This window comes from Mesorhizobium sp. M0306 (assembly GCF_040321655.1).
In the GTDB taxonomy this organism is placed as follows: Bacteria; Pseudomonadota; Alphaproteobacteria; order Rhizobiales; family Rhizobiaceae; genus Mesorhizobium.
In genome coordinates this window covers 79247-98909 of sequence record NZ_JAMYRY010000005.1, presented here as the reverse complement: position 1 = coordinate 98909, position 19663 = coordinate 79247, and the positions used below count along the sequence as shown (strand labels likewise).

General features: G+C 60.9%; 14 protein-coding genes and 2 pseudogenes. 2 read left to right on the top strand and 14 right to left on the bottom strand.

What is annotated here, in order from left to right; all coding sequences use genetic code 11:
* Window positions 1-3: 3 nt before the first annotated feature.
* The gene (locus tag NKI95_RS10600) at window positions 4-762 is read right to left on the bottom strand and encodes an SDR family oxidoreductase (protein ID WP_352716525.1); all 759 of its coding nucleotides are present in this window, start codon (window positions 760-762) and stop codon (window positions 4-6) included.
* A 65-nt stretch (window positions 763-827) separates the two neighbouring features.
* Window positions 828-1619: an alpha/beta fold hydrolase gene (locus tag NKI95_RS10595; RefSeq protein ID WP_352716523.1), complete on the bottom strand. Its 792-nt coding sequence runs from the start codon at window positions 1617-1619 to the stop codon at window positions 828-830.
* Window positions 1620-2091: 472 nt separating this feature from the next.
* On the opposite strand from NKI95_RS10595, the gene NKI95_RS10590 reads away from it, so the two are divergent.
* Window positions 2092-2319 carry a DUF680 domain-containing protein gene (locus NKI95_RS10590; protein WP_352716522.1) on the top strand — a complete coding sequence of 76 codons (228 nt, stop codon included), beginning with the start codon at window positions 2092-2094 and terminating at the stop codon, window positions 2317-2319.
* A gap of 265 nt (window positions 2320-2584) precedes the next feature.
* Here the strand turns inward: NKI95_RS10590 and NKI95_RS10585 are convergent, their stop codons facing one another.
* The 3 genes from NKI95_RS10585 to NKI95_RS10575 all read right to left on the bottom strand — a co-directional run bounded on the left by NKI95_RS10585 (window position 2585) and on the right by NKI95_RS10575 (window position 4843).
* Complete coding sequence (locus NKI95_RS10585; RefSeq protein ID WP_352716755.1) at window positions 2585-3334, bottom strand: glucose 1-dehydrogenase; 750 nt, start codon at window positions 3332-3334, stop codon at window positions 2585-2587.
* A 112-nt stretch (window positions 3335-3446) separates the two neighbouring features.
* Window positions 3447-3809 (bottom strand): hypothetical protein, encoded by a 363-nt coding sequence (locus NKI95_RS10580; protein ID WP_352716520.1) that lies wholly within the window; start codon window positions 3807-3809, stop codon window positions 3447-3449.
* A gap of 50 nt (window positions 3810-3859) precedes the next feature.
* Window positions 3860-4843: an alpha/beta fold hydrolase gene (locus NKI95_RS10575; RefSeq protein ID WP_352716753.1), complete on the bottom strand. Its 984-nt coding sequence runs from the start codon at window positions 4841-4843 to the stop codon at window positions 3860-3862.
* A gap of 564 nt (window positions 4844-5407) precedes the next feature.
* On the opposite strand from NKI95_RS10575, the gene NKI95_RS10570 reads away from it, so the two are divergent.
* Window positions 5408-6373 carry an alpha/beta fold hydrolase gene (locus NKI95_RS10570; protein WP_352716518.1) on the top strand — a complete coding sequence of 322 codons (966 nt, stop codon included), beginning with the start codon at window positions 5408-5410 and terminating at the stop codon, window positions 6371-6373.
* Between the two features lie 267 nt (window positions 6374-6640).
* Here NKI95_RS10570 and NKI95_RS10565 read toward each other — a convergent pair whose 3' ends face one another.
* The 9 genes and pseudogenes from NKI95_RS10565 to NKI95_RS10530 form a co-directional block, all read right to left on the bottom strand.
* On the bottom strand, window positions 6641-7345 hold the full coding sequence (locus NKI95_RS10565) for a response regulator transcription factor (protein WP_352716516.1): 705 nt from the start codon (window positions 7343-7345) through the stop codon (window positions 6641-6643).
* Complete coding sequence (locus NKI95_RS10560) at window positions 7335-7724, bottom strand: response regulator (RefSeq protein WP_352716514.1); 390 nt, start codon at window positions 7722-7724, stop codon at window positions 7335-7337. Before NKI95_RS10560 ends, NKI95_RS10565 begins: the two co-directional genes overlap by 11 nt.
* Window positions 7725-7726: 2 nt before the next feature.
* Window positions 7727-8368 carry a response regulator transcription factor gene (locus NKI95_RS10555; protein ID WP_352716513.1) on the bottom strand — a complete coding sequence of 214 codons (642 nt, stop codon included), beginning with the start codon at window positions 8366-8368 and terminating at the stop codon, window positions 7727-7729.
* Window positions 8365-9024: pseudogene (locus tag NKI95_RS34430) on the bottom strand (sensor histidine kinase); the annotation flags it as partial. The pseudogene NKI95_RS34430 and the gene NKI95_RS10555, both read right to left, overlap by 4 nt.
* A gap of 30 nt (window positions 9025-9054) precedes the next feature.
* A pseudogene (locus NKI95_RS10550) lies at window positions 9055-10800 on the bottom strand (MASE1 domain-containing protein); the annotation flags it as partial.
* Between the two features lie 373 nt (window positions 10801-11173).
* Window positions 11174-14992, bottom strand: a complete 3819-nt coding sequence (locus NKI95_RS10545; RefSeq protein ID WP_352716512.1) for a PAS domain-containing protein — start codon at window positions 14990-14992, stop codon at window positions 11174-11176.
* A gap of 442 nt (window positions 14993-15434) precedes the next feature.
* The gene (locus NKI95_RS10540; protein ID WP_352716510.1) at window positions 15435-17015 is read right to left on the bottom strand and encodes an MFS transporter; all 1581 of its coding nucleotides are present in this window, start codon (window positions 17013-17015) and stop codon (window positions 15435-15437) included.
* Complete coding sequence (locus NKI95_RS10535) at window positions 17012-18106, bottom strand: HlyD family secretion protein (protein WP_502909144.1); 1095 nt, start codon at window positions 18104-18106, stop codon at window positions 17012-17014. The genes NKI95_RS10540 and NKI95_RS10535 overlap by 4 nt, the downstream gene beginning before the upstream one ends.
* 461 nt (window positions 18107-18567) lie before the next feature.
* Entirely contained in the window at window positions 18568-19656 is a 1089-nt protein-coding gene (locus NKI95_RS10530) for an ABC transporter ATP-binding protein (protein ID WP_352716507.1), read from the bottom strand.
* Window positions 19657-19663: the final 7 nt, after the last annotated feature.

The following is a 19663-nucleotide window of genomic DNA, read 5'->3' as shown; positions in this document are numbered from 1 at the left end:
TGCTTATTTCGGCGGCGTGTATCGGCTGAGCCAATCATCGAAACGCACGGCGCCGATGCGCGCGTTGTCGCCGGGCATAAGCGTTCGATCGTCGATTGCCACTTGGCCGTAGTAGAGAGCACCAGGATCCGCGACGACTTTACGGGGATCGTTGGTGGCCTTCAGGAAGCGCTCGACAAGTTCGCTCATGCGAACACGCTCCGGACCGGCAATTTCGATCATGCCGTTCAACGGCGCGGCAAGCGCGACGTCCGCCATCGCGTCGGCAACATTATCAGCCGCCATGGGTTGGAAGTAGGCCGGCGACATATGAATGGTATCCCCGACGGCGCCCGTGTTTGCGATGGCGGCGGTGAATTCGAAGAACTGAGTGGCGTGAACGATGGTGTAGGGAATTCCGGACTCCCTGATCAGCTTTTCCTGAAGCAACTTGCCGCGGAAATAGCCCATGCCCTGCAGTCGGTCGGTACCGACGACCGACAGCGCCGCGTGATGACGGACGCCGGCGGCCGTTTCGGCCGCAAAAAGATTACGCCCGGATGCCTCGAAGAACTCCAGGGCAGCCTTTTCCTCGAACGACGGCGAGTTCGCGAGGTCGACGACGACCTGCGCACCGGCAAGCGCGGCGGCCAGACCCTGTCCCGTAACGGTGTTGACGCCCGAATTCGGCGACGCCGCAAGCACGTCGTGTCCTTTGTTTCGCAGTCTCTCCACGGTCTTTGAACCGATCAGTCCGGTTCCGCCGATGACGACGATCTTCATGTCTAGTCTCCTGGTGTTGCGTGTCTATTTTCGTTGCTCGATCGGATGCAGGCGCTTCCAGCCTGCTACTGACTGACCGACGCAGAAGCATCCTCGATGAGTGACGTGACCTCGTCGGGATGCGAAACCATGAGCGCGTGGGACGCACCCTCGATGACGACGGTCTTTACCGCGTGCGCACGCTTGGCCATGAAGCTCATGACGGCTGCCGGGATGTTCCGGTCATCCGAGCCGTAGATCATGTAGGACGGCAGCGTCTTCCATGAGGCGACGCCCGAGGCTTCTGCCAGAGCTGCCTGCGCAACAGGGCGTTGAGTGGCAGCCATCAGCAAAGTCTGCTCTTGCGGAACGTCGGCGGCGAACTGGGCGCGGAACTTGGCCGGCTCGATGAAGAGGTCTTGTCCGCCGTCCGGCAACGCGACTGGAGCAAGCGCGCTCCCCAAGGTGCTGCCGGGAAACATGCTGGACAACGTAAGGCTCGATTCGCCGGTATCCGGCGCGAAACCCGCCACGTAGACCAAGGCCTTTACATTGGGATTGCCATTGGCGGCCTCGGTGATGACAGGCCCGCCGTAGGAATGCCCCACCAGCACAACTGGCCCGGAAACCGACCGGACGATGGCTGAGACTGCTGTCGCATCGCTGGCAACGCCGCGGAGCGGATTAGCTGCGGCTATCGCTACATAACCGTCTTTGCTGAGCTTGGTGATGACTGCGTCCCAGCTCGACGATTCCGCGAAGGCGCCGTGCACCAGTACGATCGTCGGCTTGGGCTGAGAATTCGCGGCCTGCGCCATCCCGCCGCCCGACGCGGCAAGCGCCGCGGTGAGCGCCAGGACTCGAGTTATGTTTCGCATTTGCTTTCTCCCGTGTGGCCTGTGGTGACCAATGCTCAGGAGAATGCGCCGACGCGGCCCGCCAACCTATTGTGCGGAAGGGTCTGTCATACAATGCCAAGGTGCAGGGTAGGTCACCAGGGAGATCAGGTGCCCTGCAGCATGATTGAGGGTATCTATGCCGGGTGTGCATTGTCGGCAGTCGCCGGAACAGACACTGAGGGCGCGCGGCCAGAGAGTTGTGTTTGCAAGACGCCGCTGCCGCCGTGGCGAGAACCTGGCGCGGTCGATCCGTTGAGCGCTGGTGAGCCGGCCGGATCGAACATGGCGGCAAAGCCTCCTCTCGCAGACGACATAGTCCCTGGCCTTCGGCCCGCATCGCCCAATGCGTTCGTATGGGTCAAACAGCCGGACCGTCTGATCGTGTCGCTGCGTCACGGCATCTATATTTGTATGGGTGAATACCATCCAAGCTACCAATAGAGTTACTGAAATGAAAATGACAGTCCTTGCTGTCGCCGCGCTTGTTATTACAGCAGGTAGCGCCATTGCCGGAAGCGACCACTATGGATCAAATGGAGCCCAGCAGCCTGCGACTGCGTCTGACAACATGTATACATCCTCGATCCAAAAAATGAACAACGATATCGGGGTGCCGAAAACCGTACGCAAGCCGACTGCTCCCAACGATGAATATGGCCAGGGCATCTGGGGTCACTGATCCCGACCTACAGAAAATTGAAGGACCGGGGCGAGACCTCGGTCCTTCCGCCGTATCGGCGAGCCGACTTCTCTCTTGCGCGTCGATCCCTGCAATGCGACTTGCCGCTTACGTGGCTCAATTTGCACCACGTCGACGGAACGTCTCGCCTCCGACCTATTTGGCGCGACTCGTGCGGCAGCTTCCCGGAAAATTTTCGTGAGGAAGACCGATTGCTTAGGCATTATTCGGCCGTCTATTGGCGCGACGACATCGCAGTCGTGGCTCAGAGCACTGCCATCCCGCCGTCGACCCGCAGATTGATGCCCGTGACGAAACTGCTCGCGTCCGAGGCAAGGAACAGGGCGGCTTTTGCCAGCTCTTCCGGCTGCCCCATCCGGCCCAGGGGTATTGCCTCGGCCATCGCCTTTTCAAACGGCCCGCGCTGCTCAAACGGTATGCCTAGCTTATCGAGAATAGCCGTATCCACCGGACCTGGGCTGAGCACGTTGACCCGGATGCCGCGAGACTTCAGTTCTATCGCCCAACTGCGCGCAAAGGCATTTATGGCCGCCTTCGAGCCCGCGTAAACAGCATGACCGTCCAGAACCTTCTCGCTGGCCAGCGAGCCTGTGAGGATGATTGCGCCGCCGTTCCGCATGATCGGAATCAGCTTCTGGACGCCGAAGAAGACGCCTCGCGTGTTGACGGCAAATTGCGCATCATATTCTGCCTCGGAGACGTCGGCCGAGTGCGTGATGGTGTTTATGCCGGCGTTCGCCATATAGATGTCGAGCGCCCCGAACCTCTGGCGGATCTGCTGCGCTACCTCGTCATGGTGCGACACGTCGGCCACATTTCCCTGAATGCCCAGCGCGCCTGCCCCGATCTGTGCGACCGCTTCCTCGACCGCCTGCCGCCGACGGCCGGTAATGACGACTTGCGCGCCCTCGGCCGCAAAGATTTTTGCAGCCGATAGTCCGATCCCGCTGTTTCCGCCGGTGACCACCGCGATCTTGCCTGATAGTGCGCCCATGTCGTTCCTGCCTTCGAAAATTGTGCCGGTGCTGCTGCGATAGTCGCAACTGCTGGCCAAGAAAATTTCACGCCGAATTGAGACCGCCAAAATGAGCGGCAATCGCAAACGGCTACCGATTGATAAACTCCCGGCGCTTAGCCAGTTTGACGTCTTGGAGAGCGCTTTGGCCTTCAAGGCAGAACAAGCGCGCGGCGGCGACCCCCGACAGCGCGACGTAGTGTCGAACGCCGGTGATCGCCTCCGTGCTGCACAGGCGCAATTGCCCGAATGGCAGCCGTGGCGCAGCATATGTTTCGCGCCTTTGCCAGCGCTCCAACTCGATGGCGCAGTGGTTCGGTTCCACAATCCGGGACATGAGCCGGCAGAACCAGCATTCAGGCCACCGCTCGGCTATGCGAGCGCACAAGGTTTGACCTGGCGCGCCACCCGAAATGCGGTTCAGGGCGCGCGAAACATTGCCAAAGGTGGTCATCGGCGGCTCCAAGGAATTGCGGACAACATGCGGTCGTGACTGAGGGCGTGCTATCCTTTGATGAAGGCGAGCAGGTCAGCATTGACCTGATCCTGGTGCGTGGCCGTGATCCCGTGGGGCGCGCCGGGGTAATAGATATCCTTTGCGCCTTTGATCAATCGGGCCGACTTGACTGCCGAGTCCTTGACGGGGACGATCTGATCGTCCTCGCCATGCAGGACCAGGGTTGGTACGTCGAACTTCTTGAGATCCTCGGTGAAATCGGTCTCGGAGAACGCCTTGACGCTTTCGTACGCATTGACGAGACCCGCCTGCATGCTCCAGAGCCAGAACTGATCCAGAATCCCCTGGGAAACCTTGGCGCCCGGCCTGTTCGCGCCATAAAACAACGGTGCGAGGTCCCGGTAATACTGCGAACGATCCTTGACGAGGCCAGCCCTTATGCCGTCGAATACCTCGATCGGCAGACCTTCCGGATTGGCCGGCGTTTTCACCATGATCGGCGGAACAGCGGCGATAAGAACAGCCTTGGCCACCCGCTTCGTCCCGTGCCGTCCGATATAGCGAGCAACCTCGCCTCCTCCGGTGGAATGGCCGACCAACGTAGCGTCCCGGAGATCCAGCGCCTCGATCACGGCTGCAAGGTCGTCGGCATAGCCGTTCATGTCGTTGCCGGACGTGGCCTGGCTCGATCGGCCATGGCCGCGCCGGTCATGCGCAACCACGCGGAAGCCGTTATGGGCAAGAAAGAGCATCTGGCTGTCCCAGGCGTCGGAATTCAGCGGCCAGCCATGCGAGAACGTGACGACAGGACCCTTGCCCCAATCCTTGTAGTAGATTTCGGTGCCGTCCTTGGTCGTGATGGTGCTCATCGTCTTGGTTCCTTTGATTGAGGGGGAAGAGGAAAGGTTTTGTTTTCGGCTCGCGGCCGAAGCAGCGCGGGGCAGTCCGGCGGCGACAGTGGCGATCAGGCCGGCCAACAAGACATCGCGGCGAGATCCGCCGGCGGAGAAAAGTCCGTCTTTGTTCATCATGTCCATCCATGTGCTGTGAACTCCTGCTCACCATCACGACCGTCGAGTCGGCCTGTGCGGTCGCGTTCGGGGAGGAGCGAGCGAGGAGCGGTGGAAACGCGACGGTCGTGATGGCTTGCGAGGAACAGGATGCACCGATCCGGGCCGCGAACCTATTCTACGGAAGCATCTGTCATACGATGCCAAGGTGCAGGGCAGGCACGCCGAGGTCCTGGAGCTGTCGCCGAGGTGGGGCTAAAATTGCCATGACGTTAGTGTCGTGCGCGACCCGCCGCTCGTGCGGCGGCCGCTACAAACAGAACCTATCAATCCGTATGAGGATCCGCTTCTCAAAACGAGAAGCGGCTGATCACGAGCAAGTCACCGCCCGAACGGACCGCGACAAGATTCGCCAATGTGGTCCTTATATTGAGGAATCAACTCACCGCCGGTTAGAGGCGTATATACTTATGTATACTGCGTGTTAGTATCGGGCCAAAGATCTGCTAGCTTTCGTTTTATAGACATTAAGCGGCATTTGCCGCTCTTGGAGCCCTTTGGACCTCACAATCCCGGAGTGCTTTAATGCGCCTTAGCTTTCTTTCTGGTTTCCTCATTGCGGTCCTTGCTGCTGGACCATCGACTTCTGCCAACGCTTCGCGCTCAGACGTGCCGCTCGGACAATCGACTGACCTGTCGGCACGTATCGTCGACGGCAAGGCCGACGTTAACGGTGTGGTCTACCACTATTTGCTGGCGGTAGGCGGCCCGAAAACTGTTGTGTTGTTGCATGGTTGGGGCACGACCTCATACATGTGGCGCTTTGTAATGCCACAACTGGTGGCGCGCGGTTACACTGTACTTGCGCCCGATTTGCGCGGTTTGGGGGACACTGCCAAGCCTGCGGCCGGCTACGAAAAGGCGTCGATTGCCGAGGATATTCACGCACTCGTCAATCAGTTGAACCTTGGTCCGGTCGTCAATCTTGTCGGCCACGATATGGGTGGCATGGTGGTTTATTCCTATGCGGCGCAGCACCCAGAGGAAGTCGCCACATTGGCCATCCTTGACGTCCCACTGCCAGGCATCGAACCATGGAACGAATTGATCCAAGGCCCTCGCACTTGGCATTTTCGCTTCCATTCCGTACGCGACGTACCGGAAATGCTCATTGCCGGTCGCGAGCTTGAGTATTTAAAGTGGTTTCACAATGCAGAGGGGGTAAATGCTTGCGCGTTCGACAACGAAGCCGACGAAGTCTACGGGCGTTCCTATGCCCAGCCTGGCGCATTGCGCGCAGGCTTCGAGTACTACCGGGCTTTTCCCCGTGACGAAGAGCAGAACAAGGCCTTTGCAAAACACAAGCTAACGATGCCGGTACTCGGAATAAGCGGCTCAGGTGGCTTGGGATCGATGTACGAAGACCATCTCCGCCACGTCGCCGAAAACGTACGCGCCGTAGTAGTCGAGGGCTCAGGTCACTGGGTTCCGGAGGAGCAGCCAGCCGCCGTCACCAAGGCCCTGATCGAGTTCCTGCCGCCAGCATACTAAGCTTCGCTGATGCCTGAAGGCACAGCATTAGCGATAGTCGTCGTGATGGAGATACGGCCGCTCCAAAGCTTTCCCAATGCGTCGCTGCTAGCGGGGGATGCGCGGCAGAAGCTTGGCTGTGCAGCGTCAACATCAGATTACACGCGGCGGTTATCGCTCTAAGCTCTATAAAGGTTTTCCTGAGTCCGGATCGTCCTGGGCAAGCTTTTCTTAGCGAAGAAGCGCCCGCCGCCGGGCGATCCTATCGGACGGAGGCATGGTTCGGCCCTATTCGAAAGTCTTGGCCGCGCCGGCCTCGCGCATCGGCGGGGGCAGCGTTTCCCACGCCCGGATTAGCTCACCGATGGAAGCAGCTTCCATCTTGCGCATGACATTGCCGCGGTGAAGCTTGACGGTCACTTCACTGATGCCGAGGTCGAAGGCGATCTGCTTGTTGAGGCGTCCGCGCGCCACTTCTCGCAGAACCTCGCGCTCGCGCGGCGTCAGCGTCTCGACGCGCTCGATGTTGCGCTTGACGATCACCGCATCCGCCCGCCGCTTGGCGTCCACCGCAATGCCCGCGATCACGGCGTCAAGCAGCGTCTGATCCCGCACCGGTTTGGTCAGAAAGTCCACGGCGCCGGCCTTCATCGCCTGGACAGTCATCGGGATGTCGCCATGCCCGGTCAGGAAGATGATGGGTTTGGGGTTGCCGTTTTTCGCAAGATGGTGCTGCAGATCGAGACCGCTCGTCCCTGGCATGCGCACGTCGAGGATCAAGCAGCCGGGGCTCTCCAACACGTCGGCGTCAAGCAATTCACGGGTCGAGGTAAAGCACACCGGCAGAAAACCCGCCGACAGGATCAATTCAGACAGCGCCTCCCGAACAGAGGCATCATCATCGACAATAATGACCAGCGGCTGCTCGGCTTCAGCCCGCCGCTGCTGTGATGACGGCGTCGATCTCCGTAAGGGCAATTGGTCAACTCTCATGTTTAGCCTCCGTTTCTGGGTTGCGTAAAGCGTCGCCGATCGCCGCAAGCAGTGCCTGGCCATCGAACGGCTTGCGGAAAAGCCTGCCAATGCCCTTGGCGCGGTGCTGATCCACTATCTCGTGGCGGCCGGTGATCAGGAACACAGGCAGATCCGGACGCGCCTTCTTGACCAAGTCGCGAAGTTCAAAGCCGTCCATGCCGGGCATCCCGATGTCGGTGATAAGCATGTCCAATCCAGACAGGCCGCTGACCAGCAACGACCTCGCCGATGAGAAGCTGCGGGCCACATAGCCGGCGGACTCCAGAAGGTCCTCCAGCGACTCGAGCAGTCTTGGGTCATCGTCGACAATCGCCACGACAGGCCTCCGCTTGCCCACGCTCAGCTCCCCCCTGCCCGGCGCGAGTGCGTGATCGGTATTCCCAATCGCTCGGCGATGCGCACGAGGTCGGCGAGCGACGCCGCGACCATCTTCTGCATGACGTTCCTTCTATGAATTTCCAGCGTAACTTCGCTGATCCCCAGTTCAGCGGCCGCCTGCTTGTTGAGCAGGCCGCTGACCACCAGCGGCAGCACCTCACGTTCGCGCGGCGTCAGTTCGAGATAACGTTGCTTCAACACGCCCAGCTCGGCGCGCTCCGATCGCTGTGCCCGATCCAGGGCGATCGCTGCATGGATTGCGGCCATGAGGTCCGCATCACTGAAGGGCTTAGTCAGGAAATCTACGGCGCCGTGCTTGATCGCACGCACGGAGGACGGGATATCGCCATGTCCCGTCAGGAAAACGATCGGCGGATGATCGCCCTCGGCAATCTGCCGCTGCAGATCGAGGCCGTTAATATCCGGCAGCTCGATATCGAGGATGAGGCAGGCGGGGACGTCCGGCTTGTCAGCGCGGATATAATCGCCCGCCGATCCGAACGCTACGGCACGCATGCCGTGCGCAGCCAGCAGCTCACTGAGCGCCTCCCGGATGCGTTCATCGTCATCTACGATGAAGACAATTTGGCCGTCCGTCATCATGACGCTGCTTTCGCTTCAATCGGCAACGTGAAGATAAACGTCGCTCCACGTGGTTCGTTCTTCTCGACCCATAAACGCCCGCTATGCGACTCGATGATCGAACGGCAGATCGCCAGTCCCATGCCCATCCCTTGCTCTTTCGTGGTAAAGAACGGTTCGAATATCCGGTCGGGAAACTCGACGCCCCGGCCGCGATCGCTGACTTCGGTCTGGACAACATCCCCGATATGGCGCACGCGGATGCTGATAGCTCCGTCGTCCGCACCAGAGTCCATCGCCTCCATGCCGTTGCGGATGAGATTGACCAGAACCTGCTGGATTTGGACGCGATCGAACGCGACTAGCGGAATGTCGCTTCCGACATCAACACTGATGCGAACGCCCCGCCGCATCGCTTCCTCGGCCACGAGGTCGCGTGCCTCTGCGATGACACTGCTGAGCGTCGCATTGGTCCTCGTCTCTGTGGATTGCTTGAACAGCGCGCGGATGCGGCCGACGACGTCCGCCGCCGAATTGGCGTCCCGGATTATGCGCTCGGCCGTGATCTTCGCGCGTTCGACGTTCGGCGGGGCGGCGGACAGCCAACGGTGGCATGCATGGGAATTGGCGACGATCGCGGCCAGCGGCTGATTCACCTCGTGCGCGATCGAAGCGGAAAGCTCGGCGAGACTTGCAGCCTGAGTGGCTTGCGCGAGTTTGTCGGAGGCTTGTCGCAGCGCTTCCTGGGCGCGCACCTCTTCGTCGATGTCGAGGGAAACCCCGTACCATTGCACGACCGCCCCGTCCTCATCACGCCGCGGCTCGACCCTGCACTCCGCCCAGCGATAGCCATCTGTTTCGCGCCAGCGAAACCGCATCGCGGAACCGCCGCCTGTTTCGAAACAGGTCAGCAACGTGCGCAGCACCTCGGGAGCATCTTCGGGATGAACCAGTTCTTGCAGCAATTCCTCGATGCGCGGCTCTCCGAGCGTTTCGAAATTGGCGATCACGGAGCGGAAATGGTCCTGGTATCGCTTGTTGAAGTAGACCGGCCCGCCGGTCGGCACCGCGCTCCAGATGCGGACCGGCACAGCGTCGATCATCTGCTGAAGCTGCAATTCGCTCCGCCGCAGCGCCTCTTCGGCTTGCATCTGATCGTCTATGTCGTGACAGAGGCCGTACCACTGGACGATCAGGCCAGCGTGATCGCGCATCGGCTCTGCCCGGCTCGACATCCAGTGATAGACGCCATCGGCGCGGCGCAGGCGATACCTCATGGAGAAGCGCTCACCGGTGGCAAGGCAGTGACTGAGCGTATCGCCGAATGCTGCTGCGTCGTCCGGATGGACGGTGGACGCTATCATCGCCGCCAGCCGGCTGATGCCCTGTTTGTCCAAATCCGTTACGTCGAGGCGGAGAAAGTCGACCATTCGCTTGTTGAAAAAGGTCGGCTCGCCGTCCGGCGTCAGGCGCCAAACGTGGCTCGGAACCATGTCGACAAGCTGCGAGAGCTCCCGCTCCCGGTCGCCCAATGCCTCAAGGCTTTCACGCAAGGTGAGCACCGCCGCCTGATGCTGCCGGGATATGGCGGCCACGACGAGCGCCGAAAATGCCGAGATGGCCAGAAAAAGCTGCAGCATGATCTGGTTGTGCTTCTGGGACTCGGGATCGCCGGCAAATTGGCTGGCGCCGGATATCGTGAATACCGCCGTGATCAGAGCGAGGACGGCCAATGCTACGGCGGCGCCTCTGAACTCAAAGCGCACTGCGGCCCAAAGAAGAGGCGGCATGATGATGTAGGCGAAGGGCAGATAGCCGCTCAAGGAAAGGGCGGCGATACCAAGAAAAATCAGCCCCAGGACGCAAGCTTCCATCCACCGCGCTGCCGAGAGCTGCGCCTTGCCGCGCCAGTTCTGGAACACGACCAGCGCCAGTGGCGCTACGATCAGGACTCCCGTCGCGTCTCCGATCCACCACAGCGGCCAAGCCGTCGCAAAGGTTTGCGATTGTATGCCAAACCACGCAAGCGCCGCACTTCCCACCGTCGCGCTTGCAACTGGCGCAATTCCAGCGGCCAGTACGACGAATGCGAGAACGTCCCGCAACGTTTCCAGCCGAACTGGGCGCTTGCAGGTCTGGTTCACAAGCCATGCGCCGGCCACCGCTTCAAGAGCGTTGCCGGCAAAGATCAGGAAGGCCGCGGGCAGCGGAGTGTGGAACCACAAGAAGTTGCTGAACAGTTCGGCCAGACAGGCCCCCAGCACCCACCACGGCCAGCTATACCTGGAGGCGAAGACAAGTGTAGCGATGAACAGCCCGCTCGGAGGCCAAATGGAAATCCCTGTTCCGGGTATGATTGCGAGCGACTGGGCGAATCCGCAGCCCAGGACATAGGCCGTAATAAAAAGCCCCAGATGCAAGAGTTGGGGACGGTGCGACCAGACGCGCGACAACCTGCCTCTTTCAAGATCGCTGCTCATGTTGCCGCGAATCAGGCCCGGTTCATTCGTCGCGAAAGGTCGGCCACTTCCCGGTCCGGATCGGTCCAAGTCATGCGTTAACGCGCGCGTTGCGTTGGAATCGGTCTCGCCAAGTGAGTTGGGCGCTGTCGTCATCGGGTGCCCCTCACGGACAAACAAACTCTGGAGATTGTCGGCGCTTCGTGTAGCACTTGCTCTTGATAGCTGGACTGGGCTGACGGACTCACGTCGCCACCCTAATCCCGCCACGCCCCAACCGCACCTCATGGAAATCCATGCATTGCACGGGGCGGCGGCGCCCCTTCACCGAGAGCCGAAAAACCAAGCGCTTACTGAGCGCCGCCAGTTATTGCGCAGCTTTCGCTTCAGCCGGGAGGGTGAAGATGAATGTCGCCCCACGCGGCACGCTATTCTCCGCCCAAAGGCGTCCGCCGTGAGACTCGATGATCGAACGGGAGATCGCGAGCCCCATGCCCATTCCGTTCCCTTTCGTCGTAAAGAACGGCTCGAATATCTTGTCAGGATGTTCGACTCCTGGGCCGCGGTCGCTGACATCGATCTGGATTTTGTCCTCTATCCGGCGCACGCGTATCCCAAGAACCTTGTCGCCAGCAATGGCGTCCATCGCGTCCACGCCGTTGCGGATGAGATTGACCAAAACCTGCTGGATCTGGACGCGATCGAACACGACGAGCGGAAGGTTGCTTTCGATGTCGACATCCATGCGAACGCGACGCCGCATGGCTTCCTCAGCCATGAGGTCACGCGCTTCGGCAATGACACTTGGGATCGGCATACTGGTTCTCATTTCAAGGGATGGCCTGAACAAGGCGCGGATGCGGCTGACGACATCCGCCGCCGAGTTAGCATCGCGGATGATGCGCTCGGCCGTGATCTTCGCGCGCTCGAGGTTCGGGGGATCGGCGGCCAGCCAACGATAGCAGGCGTGTGAGTTGGCCACGATCGCTGCCAGTGGCTGGTTCACCTCATGCGCGATAGACGCCGAAAGCTCGGCGAGGCTTGCCGCCTGGCTCGCCCGTGCAAGTCGCTCTTGCGCCAGACGCAGCTCCTCCTGCGCCCGAACCTCACCGTCGATGTCCAGGCAGATAACATTCCACTGCACAATGGCGCCTTCGGCATTGCGCATCGGCGCCGCGCGCGTGTCGACCCAGAGATATTCGCCATCGAAGCGCCGTAGACGGTGCTTCCGCGAGTATGGCTCGCCGGTCGACAACGAATGTGCGTACTGCTCCTTGACTCCCGCGACGTCGTCGGGATGAACGCCGGCGTCGAGTGTGCCGGCCAACCGGGATTTTCCCGCATCATCCAATTCTTCAAGTTCGTAGCCGAGGAATTCGCGGAGCTGCTGGCTGCGATACATCGGCTCGCCGTCCGGCGCAGCGCAATCGATCATTACGGGCAGGGTTTCGACGAGTTGCCAGAGCGAGCGCTCCCTTTCTCGCAGCGCTTCCTGAGAAATTACAAAATCGTGGATGTCGACGTTGGCGCCGTACCACCGGATTGTGCGACCGCTCTCATCGCGGAGCGGATCCGCGCGTCCCTCAGTCCAGCGGTATGCACCGTCCCATCGCCGGTTACGAAACTTCAGCTCGAACGGTTCACCCGTGCTGAAGGAATGGGTTAGAGCTCCCAGCAATACGGCCCTGTCCTCCGGATGGACGATGGTTTCAATGGCGCTCGGCAATCCTGGAGCATCAAAATCTTCCAGCTTCAGGCCGATATAGTCCACCATAGTTTTGTTAATGTATGCTGGCTCGCCGCCTGGCGTTACGCACCAGATCTGCATTGGCACTGTATCTATGAGCTGCTGAAGCTGCCGCTCGCTGCGTCGCAGCGCCTCTTCGACGCGCAGCTGATCATCGACGTCGTGTGAGAGGCCGTACCACTGGACGATGCGTGCGCTCTCATCCCGCAGTGGCTCCGCGCTGCCTTCCACCCAGCGGTAGACGCCATCCGCACGCCGCAGGCGATACTTCTTGGAGAAGCGCTCGCCGGTGACGAGGGAATGGTTGAGCGCTTCCCTAAGGCTGTCCGCATCATCGGGATGGACGGCGGCTTTTATGACGGCTGTCAGCCGGCTCATGCCCTGCTTGTCTGTGTCTGCTATGTCCATGCCGAGAAAATTTATCAGGCGCTTATTGAAGAAGGTCGGCTCGCCCTCTGGGCTCAACCGCCAGAGCAGGCTGGGAACCATATCCACGAGTTGCGAGAGCTCCCGCTCCCGATCGCGCAGCGCTTCCTGTGCGCGCATCTCATCGTCGATGTCGATGGAAACTACGTACCATTGCACAATCGCTTCGCTTTGATCTCGCAGCGGTTCCCCGCGACCATCAACCCAGCGATACGCACCGTCCGCACGACGCATACGATACTTCAAGGAGAAGGGGTCGCCGGTGGCGAAGGAGTGGCGGGCCGTCTCCAGCAAGTTAGCCGCATCATCGGGATGGACGAGGGTCCCTATGACTGCAGCCAGCCGGCTCATGCCCGGCTTGTCCAAAGCCGCTACGTCGTCCAGACCGAAAAAGTCCAGCAAGCGCTTGTTGAAGAAGGTCGGCTCGCCGTCCGGCGTCAGACGCCTGATCTGGACCGGGACCATGTTCACGAGTTGCGAGAGCTCGCGCTCCCGATCGCGCAACGCCTCTTGCGCGCGCACCTCATCATCGATGTCGAGACAGAGGCCATACCATTGGACGATGCGTCCGTCCTGATCCCGTATCGGGTCCGCCCGGCTCGACATCCAGTGATAGACGCCGTCGGCGCGGCGCAGGCGATGTCTCATAGAGAAGGGCTCGCCGGTGGCGAGGCAATGGTGGAGCGCGTTTCGGAACGCTGCTGCGTCGTCTGGATGGATTGTCTCTATGACCACCTCCAGCCGACTCATCCCCGGCTTGTCCGCATCCGCTACGTTCAGGCCGAGGAAATCGACCATGCGCTTGTTGAAGAAAATCGGCTCGCCGTCCGGAGCCAGCCGCCAGATGTGGCTCGGAACCATGTCCACGAGCTGTGAGAGCTCACGCTCCCGATAGCGCAACGCCGCGACGGTTTTCTTGTAAACGTCGATGTCAAGCGCGATGCCAAACCATCCCGTGATACGACTTTGACTGTCGCGCACTGGTCGTGCCGCGGTTCGAGCCCAGACATAGATGCCGGTCGCGCGCCGAAAGCGAAACTCGACATTAAAATGATCGCCGGTCTCCAGGCAGTGACGCCATGCGGCGGCGATCTGGTCATAGTCATCCGGATGAAGCAACCGCTTCCAGCCGGTATGACCCTCCTTCAACGAAGCATTCAGATCCTCCAGCGTCACCCCGAGGGAATTCTGGGCAAACGGGTGCAGGTAGATCCACCTACCGGCCGCATCGAATGCCCATCCGTTGCCGAATATGCTCTCGACGACCCTCGCCGACCGGATTGCTTCGGCTTCGTTTTCGCCCGACGGGTCTGACGCTGTCGTAGTTGGCCGAGGCTCCCTGTCTGTCACCAGATCGTCGATATCGACACTTACACTGTACCCCGGCTCTGAGCGGGTTTCGGTCCAACGATAGTTACCGTCGGCCTTGAGTTGCCGATGTCTTGTGACTTGTGGGACGCCCGTCCAGAAGGCGCGCGCGGCCGCATGAGCCGCCGCAGCCCGGTCGTCCGGATGAATAACCTTCAGCGAATGCGGTACGTCGGGCGCGGCTTTTTCCTCAAGCGCAGCATTGGCGACATCCGCGAATCGCTTACTGACGACGGACGGAACATCGCCGTCGATCACTGCACCGTACCATGCATGGATACGACCTTGGCTGTCGCGCAATGGCTGTCCCGAACTTCGCCCCCAACCGTAAGCACCACTCGGGCGCAAAATGCGGTGCTCGACATTGTAATGCTCACCTGATTGCAGACAGCGACGCCATGTGGCGACGGCGCCGTCATAATCGTCTGGATGGATTATCCGCTTCCAACCAGAACGGCCCTCTTCCGAAGGCGAATTGAGTTCCTCCAACGTCATGCCAAGAAGCGAAAGCGCCGCCGGAGTCACGTAGGTGAATTTGCCGGCGGCGTCGGTCGCCCATGCGTTACCGACCACGTTTTCGATGATCCGCGCCGCTCGCAATGCTTCGGAGTCGGTTTCGTCAAGTGAGTTGGACGCTGCTGTCATGGGCTACTCCTGCCGGACAAAGGAACTGTCAGCGCTTCGTATAGCACTTGTTCCCTATCTGGACAGGCGAACTCACGGCCCCAAGTCTAATACCGCCATGCCCCCGCGTCTCATGGACATCCGTGCATTAAACGGAATGTGGGTGCTGCGGCCGCCTTTACGGAAGCTGGAAAAGGCCGGATGCTCCTGCGCGCGTAACGATCGCCTCGTGCAAGGAGCGACTGGAATGACGCATCAAAGAGTGGCAGCGCCACTCACCGCTGGAAAGCGCGCGCCGGACAGGTAAGACCCTCGCCTGCCTCTCCGTTGGCTGCAGAGCGAAACCGGAAAAACCCCTGCATTCGTCATCCCTATCTCGTCCAGTTGACACGGCTCATGAGATAATCTGGAAGCCTCTCCCGACCAATACATCTGTTCCAAAGTATAGGGCGTGGACGCGGTTTTAGTTCTGCGGAGCGGCTTGGCGGCCGAGCAATTGTTTGGCGACAATGAGACAGGGCGCAGCGACCGCGAACAGCAGGACGAGCGCGAAGAAAGCTTCGTCGAACGAGATCGTGGCGGCCTGCTTCTCAAGCGCGCGCTGCAGCAGCGGCAGGGCGGTCTTGGTCGCCGCAGTGCTGTCGACACTGTTCGCCAGAGCGTTCGCAGCGGCTCTCAAGCGCTGGTCTACGGCTGGATCGCCATTGACGAGGTGGGACGCCAGTATCGTCCGATTGTGGGCATTCTGGTGATCAATATACGTTTGCAAGAGGGCTGTGCCCGTCAGACCGCCCACCTGCTTGCCGAAGTTGAACAGCCCGATGCCGAACGGCAGCGCATTGGCGGCAAGGCGCTGCAGCGTAACCAGCGTCAGTGCCACGAACAGAAGGCCGAGGCCGAATCCTCGCAGCAGCAGAGCAAGGGTCAGGTCCGGTGATCCGCTACCGCTCGTCGAAGCGGACAGCAGCCACATGGCGCCTGCGAAGAGGAGAATACCAAATGGCGCAAGCGTGATCGGGCGGATCCCGGTCCTTTGGATGACGAAGCCGGACAACAGAAGTCCAAGTGCGAGCATGGCTCCGCTGGGCAGCAGAAGCACTCCTGCGCCCGTGGCGGTAAAATCGAGCACGTTGAGGGCAAAAGCCGGAATGAGATAGGCGCTGCCTGAAAGAGCAGAGCCGGCGACGAAGCTGACGAGAAGGCCGAAGCGAAAGTCCGGATTGCCAAGGGGCGAGATGGCCAGCAGTGAGCCTTCTGAACGAAAGCGGGTCTCCCAGACGGCCAGAAGGCCGGCGGCCGTCACACCGGTTGCGGCAAGGAAGGTGATGTCGGTGTCGTCGAACCAGTTGAACCTGCTGCCTTGCAGCAGGACGTATGTCAAAAGCGCGGCGCCGATGCCGAGCAACAATATTTCGACGGCAGGAAACCTGGTTTTCCGCCAAAAGGTCCGATCGCCGTCCGCCGCCAGAAGGAGAAGGGAGACGATGCCGAGCGGAATGATGCTCAGGAATATCCACTCCCAGGTCAGATGGTCGACAAGCCAGCCCTGCAGGGCCGGCGTGACAGTCGTCGGAGCCATGACGGCGCCTACGGCAAAAACCGCCTGAACGACGGGCTGATGCCGGTGCGGGAAGCGAAAGAACAGTAGTGTCTGGCCAGCGACGAGAACTGTGCCGCCGGCCAGCCCTTGCACAATGCGGCAGATGCAAATCCAGGTGAGGTCCACCGACAACGTCAAGGTCGCGGATGCCAGCAGAAGGGCGACAACCCCCGCGCGCAGGCAGGCGGTCGGCCTGGCTGCCGTCACAAGAAGCGGAGCGACAAGGAACGCCGTCAGCTTGGCCGCTATGAAAACAACGTCGATCATCGCCAGTTCGTCCAACGTTGCGTAGGTGTCGCCGAGCATGTCGATCCGGCCGATGGACAGTGCGGTGGATGCGACCGCGTCCATGAAGGCGGCCAGCACGACGCCGGTTGCTATCAAGGAAGCGCGCAGGGTGCCGGGATGGCGCTGCACAGCCGCCGTTTCGGCGAGGTGCATCATTGTGCTGAGCGCCCGTCCGCGGTCCCGCCTGTCTGCATTTCCTGCGCTACTGCCGGAGCATCCCTGGTGCCGACGGTGATGGCAACACGAGCCGAGAGTCCCGGAACCAGGCGGCCGGGCAACGGATTGCGCGTCATCCTGATCTTGACCGGCACGCGTTGGACGACGCGGATGAAGTTGCCGGTAGCATTGTCCGGCGGAAGCAGGCTGAATGCCACGCCGCTGCCGGGAGCGAAGCTGTCGACAAGGCCGTCGATTTGCAGATCGGGATATTCATCAACCATGACGCGGACGCGTTGGCCGATCTCAACCTGCCTCAGCTGTGTTTCCTTGAAGTTGGCGACGATCCAGACATCGTTAACCGGAACGATGTCCAGGGCTGCCGTCCCTGGGGTGACATAGCGGCCGACACGGATCTGGCGATTGCCGACGATGCCGTCGACCGGGGCCCTCACGACGGTGTTGGCCAGGTCGAGCATTGCCAGGTCGAGCGCTGCCTGTGCCTGCGACAGGGCTGCCTGCGCACCGGACAATTGTGCATCCAGGACACCGAGCTTCAACTTTTGAGCCAGCAGATTGGCCTCTGCACCGTCCAGCGATGCCTTTGCCTTGTCATGGCCGGCCTGCGCATCCTGCAGCTTCTGATCGCTTGCGGTCCCGTTCTTCTGCAGCGTGACGTAGCGGTTCAGGTTGGCGCGGGCGAATTGCAGGTCGGCTGCGGCAGATTGCTTCTGCGCCTCAGCCTGCGCGATCAATGCGTCCTGCAGTTCACGAGTTGCCTTGATGTTGGCGATTTCCGCCTGCCGGGCGGCGACGTTGGCTTTCGCCTGCTCCGCCTTGGCCTTGTAGTCGCTGTCGTCGATGCGAAACAGGACAGCACCCTTAGACACACTGGCATTGTCGTCTATGTCGACTTCGACGACGTAACCGGCAAGCTTCGGAGCGATGCTGGTAATGTCTCCGCGGAGATAGGCATTATCGGTCGTTTCCTCGAACCGTCCCCTCGTGAACCATTGCCAGCTCCAAATAGCTGCCATTGGAATCACCATAAGGGCAACGATGGCAATTGCGATCTTGCGGGCTCGGCTCATGATTGCCTCGACACCCGGTCGATGCGCTCGCTATCGAAGGAGGTATCCGTCTTCCGAAGAGCGAGATGTTCGGCAAGGCTGGAAGCCCACGGTGCGCAGTACAGTTTCACGAGAACGTCTCCGTCGAGCTGCGGTTCTGCAACAAAGCAGAACTGCAGAACGATCGCGGATTTCACGGCCTCGCCGCTATCACGCGGACGAACATCCCATCTGCCCTGATCGGTGGTTCGTACTGAACCTCAGCACAGGTCGCATTATCAGTCAGCCGGATTCCTCAGGCGCGCGAACGTGCCGGCGCGAACCTCCGTATTGCCGAAGACCGTGGCAGCAATGATCGCAGAGAGCGCCCTCTTGAAGAGTTCGGTTGTCTTAACGTTCACCTATTTGACAAGCGCGCAACACGCGTTCGCTGTGCGGCAGTTGCGACGGTTCATGAAAGCAACCCGCTATCTTGCCGCCGGCTAACGCGGTGCGACACGCAGCCCGGCGGCATCGAAGAGATGCATGCGCTCCGGCGGCAGAGCGAGGTTGATCGGCGGCCCTTGCGATTCAACGCCCTGCTGCTTGAGAACGGCGATGAGTTTGCTGTCGCCGGCAATGGTGGCGTGGACAACGGTTTCCGGTCCCAACGCCTCGGCCAGCGTTACCCGCGCTTCCACCGATCCCTTGCTGCCATCCGAAAGTTGGATGTCGTGTGGCCGGATGCCAAGCGTCGCGTCGTCTCCCGGTTTCAGCGCGACCCCGTCGGCCGCGACCGAGGCCGACAGCCCGCCCGGACCTTCGACACGCACCTCACCAGCGCTTGCCGAACGCACCTTTACCGGCAGCAGGTTCATCCGCGGCGCGCCGATGAAGCCGGCGACGAACAGGTTGGCCGGCGCGTTGTAGAGATCGAGCGGCCGGCCGACCTGTTCGATCCGCCCCGAGCGCATGACCACGATGCGGTCCGCCAGCGTCATCGCCTCGATCTGGTCATGGGTGACGTAGATCATCGTGGTTGCCAGCCGCCGGTGCAGGCCCGCCAGTTCAGCGCGCATGGTGATGCGCAGTTCGGCATCGAGGTTGGACAGCGGTTCATCGAGTAGAAAGGCGGTCGGATTGCGCACCACCGCACGGCCGATCGCCACGCGCTGCTTCTGGCCGCCCGACAATTGACCGGGCCGGCGGTCGAGATAGGGAGCAATTTCCAGCATGCGCGTCGCTTCCGTGATCCGCGCGTCGATCTCGGCTTTCGGCATACGGATGTTTTCGAGCCCGAAGGCGAGGTTCTGGCGCACGCTCATGTGCGGGTAGAGCGCGTAAGACTGGAACACCATCGCCAGACCGCGCTGTGCGGCCGAAACGTTGGTGACGTCGACCCCGTCGATCTCGATCTTGCCGTCGGTCGGCCGATCGAGTCCGGCAATCAGCCGCAGCAGCGTGGACTTGCCGCAACCCGACGGGCCGACGAGGACCAGCATCTCGCCGTCACCGACGTCGAGATTGATGCCGTGCAAGATCTTCATCTTGCCGTAAGCGCGATCGATGTTGGTCAGCGTTATCCGTCCCATGACATCC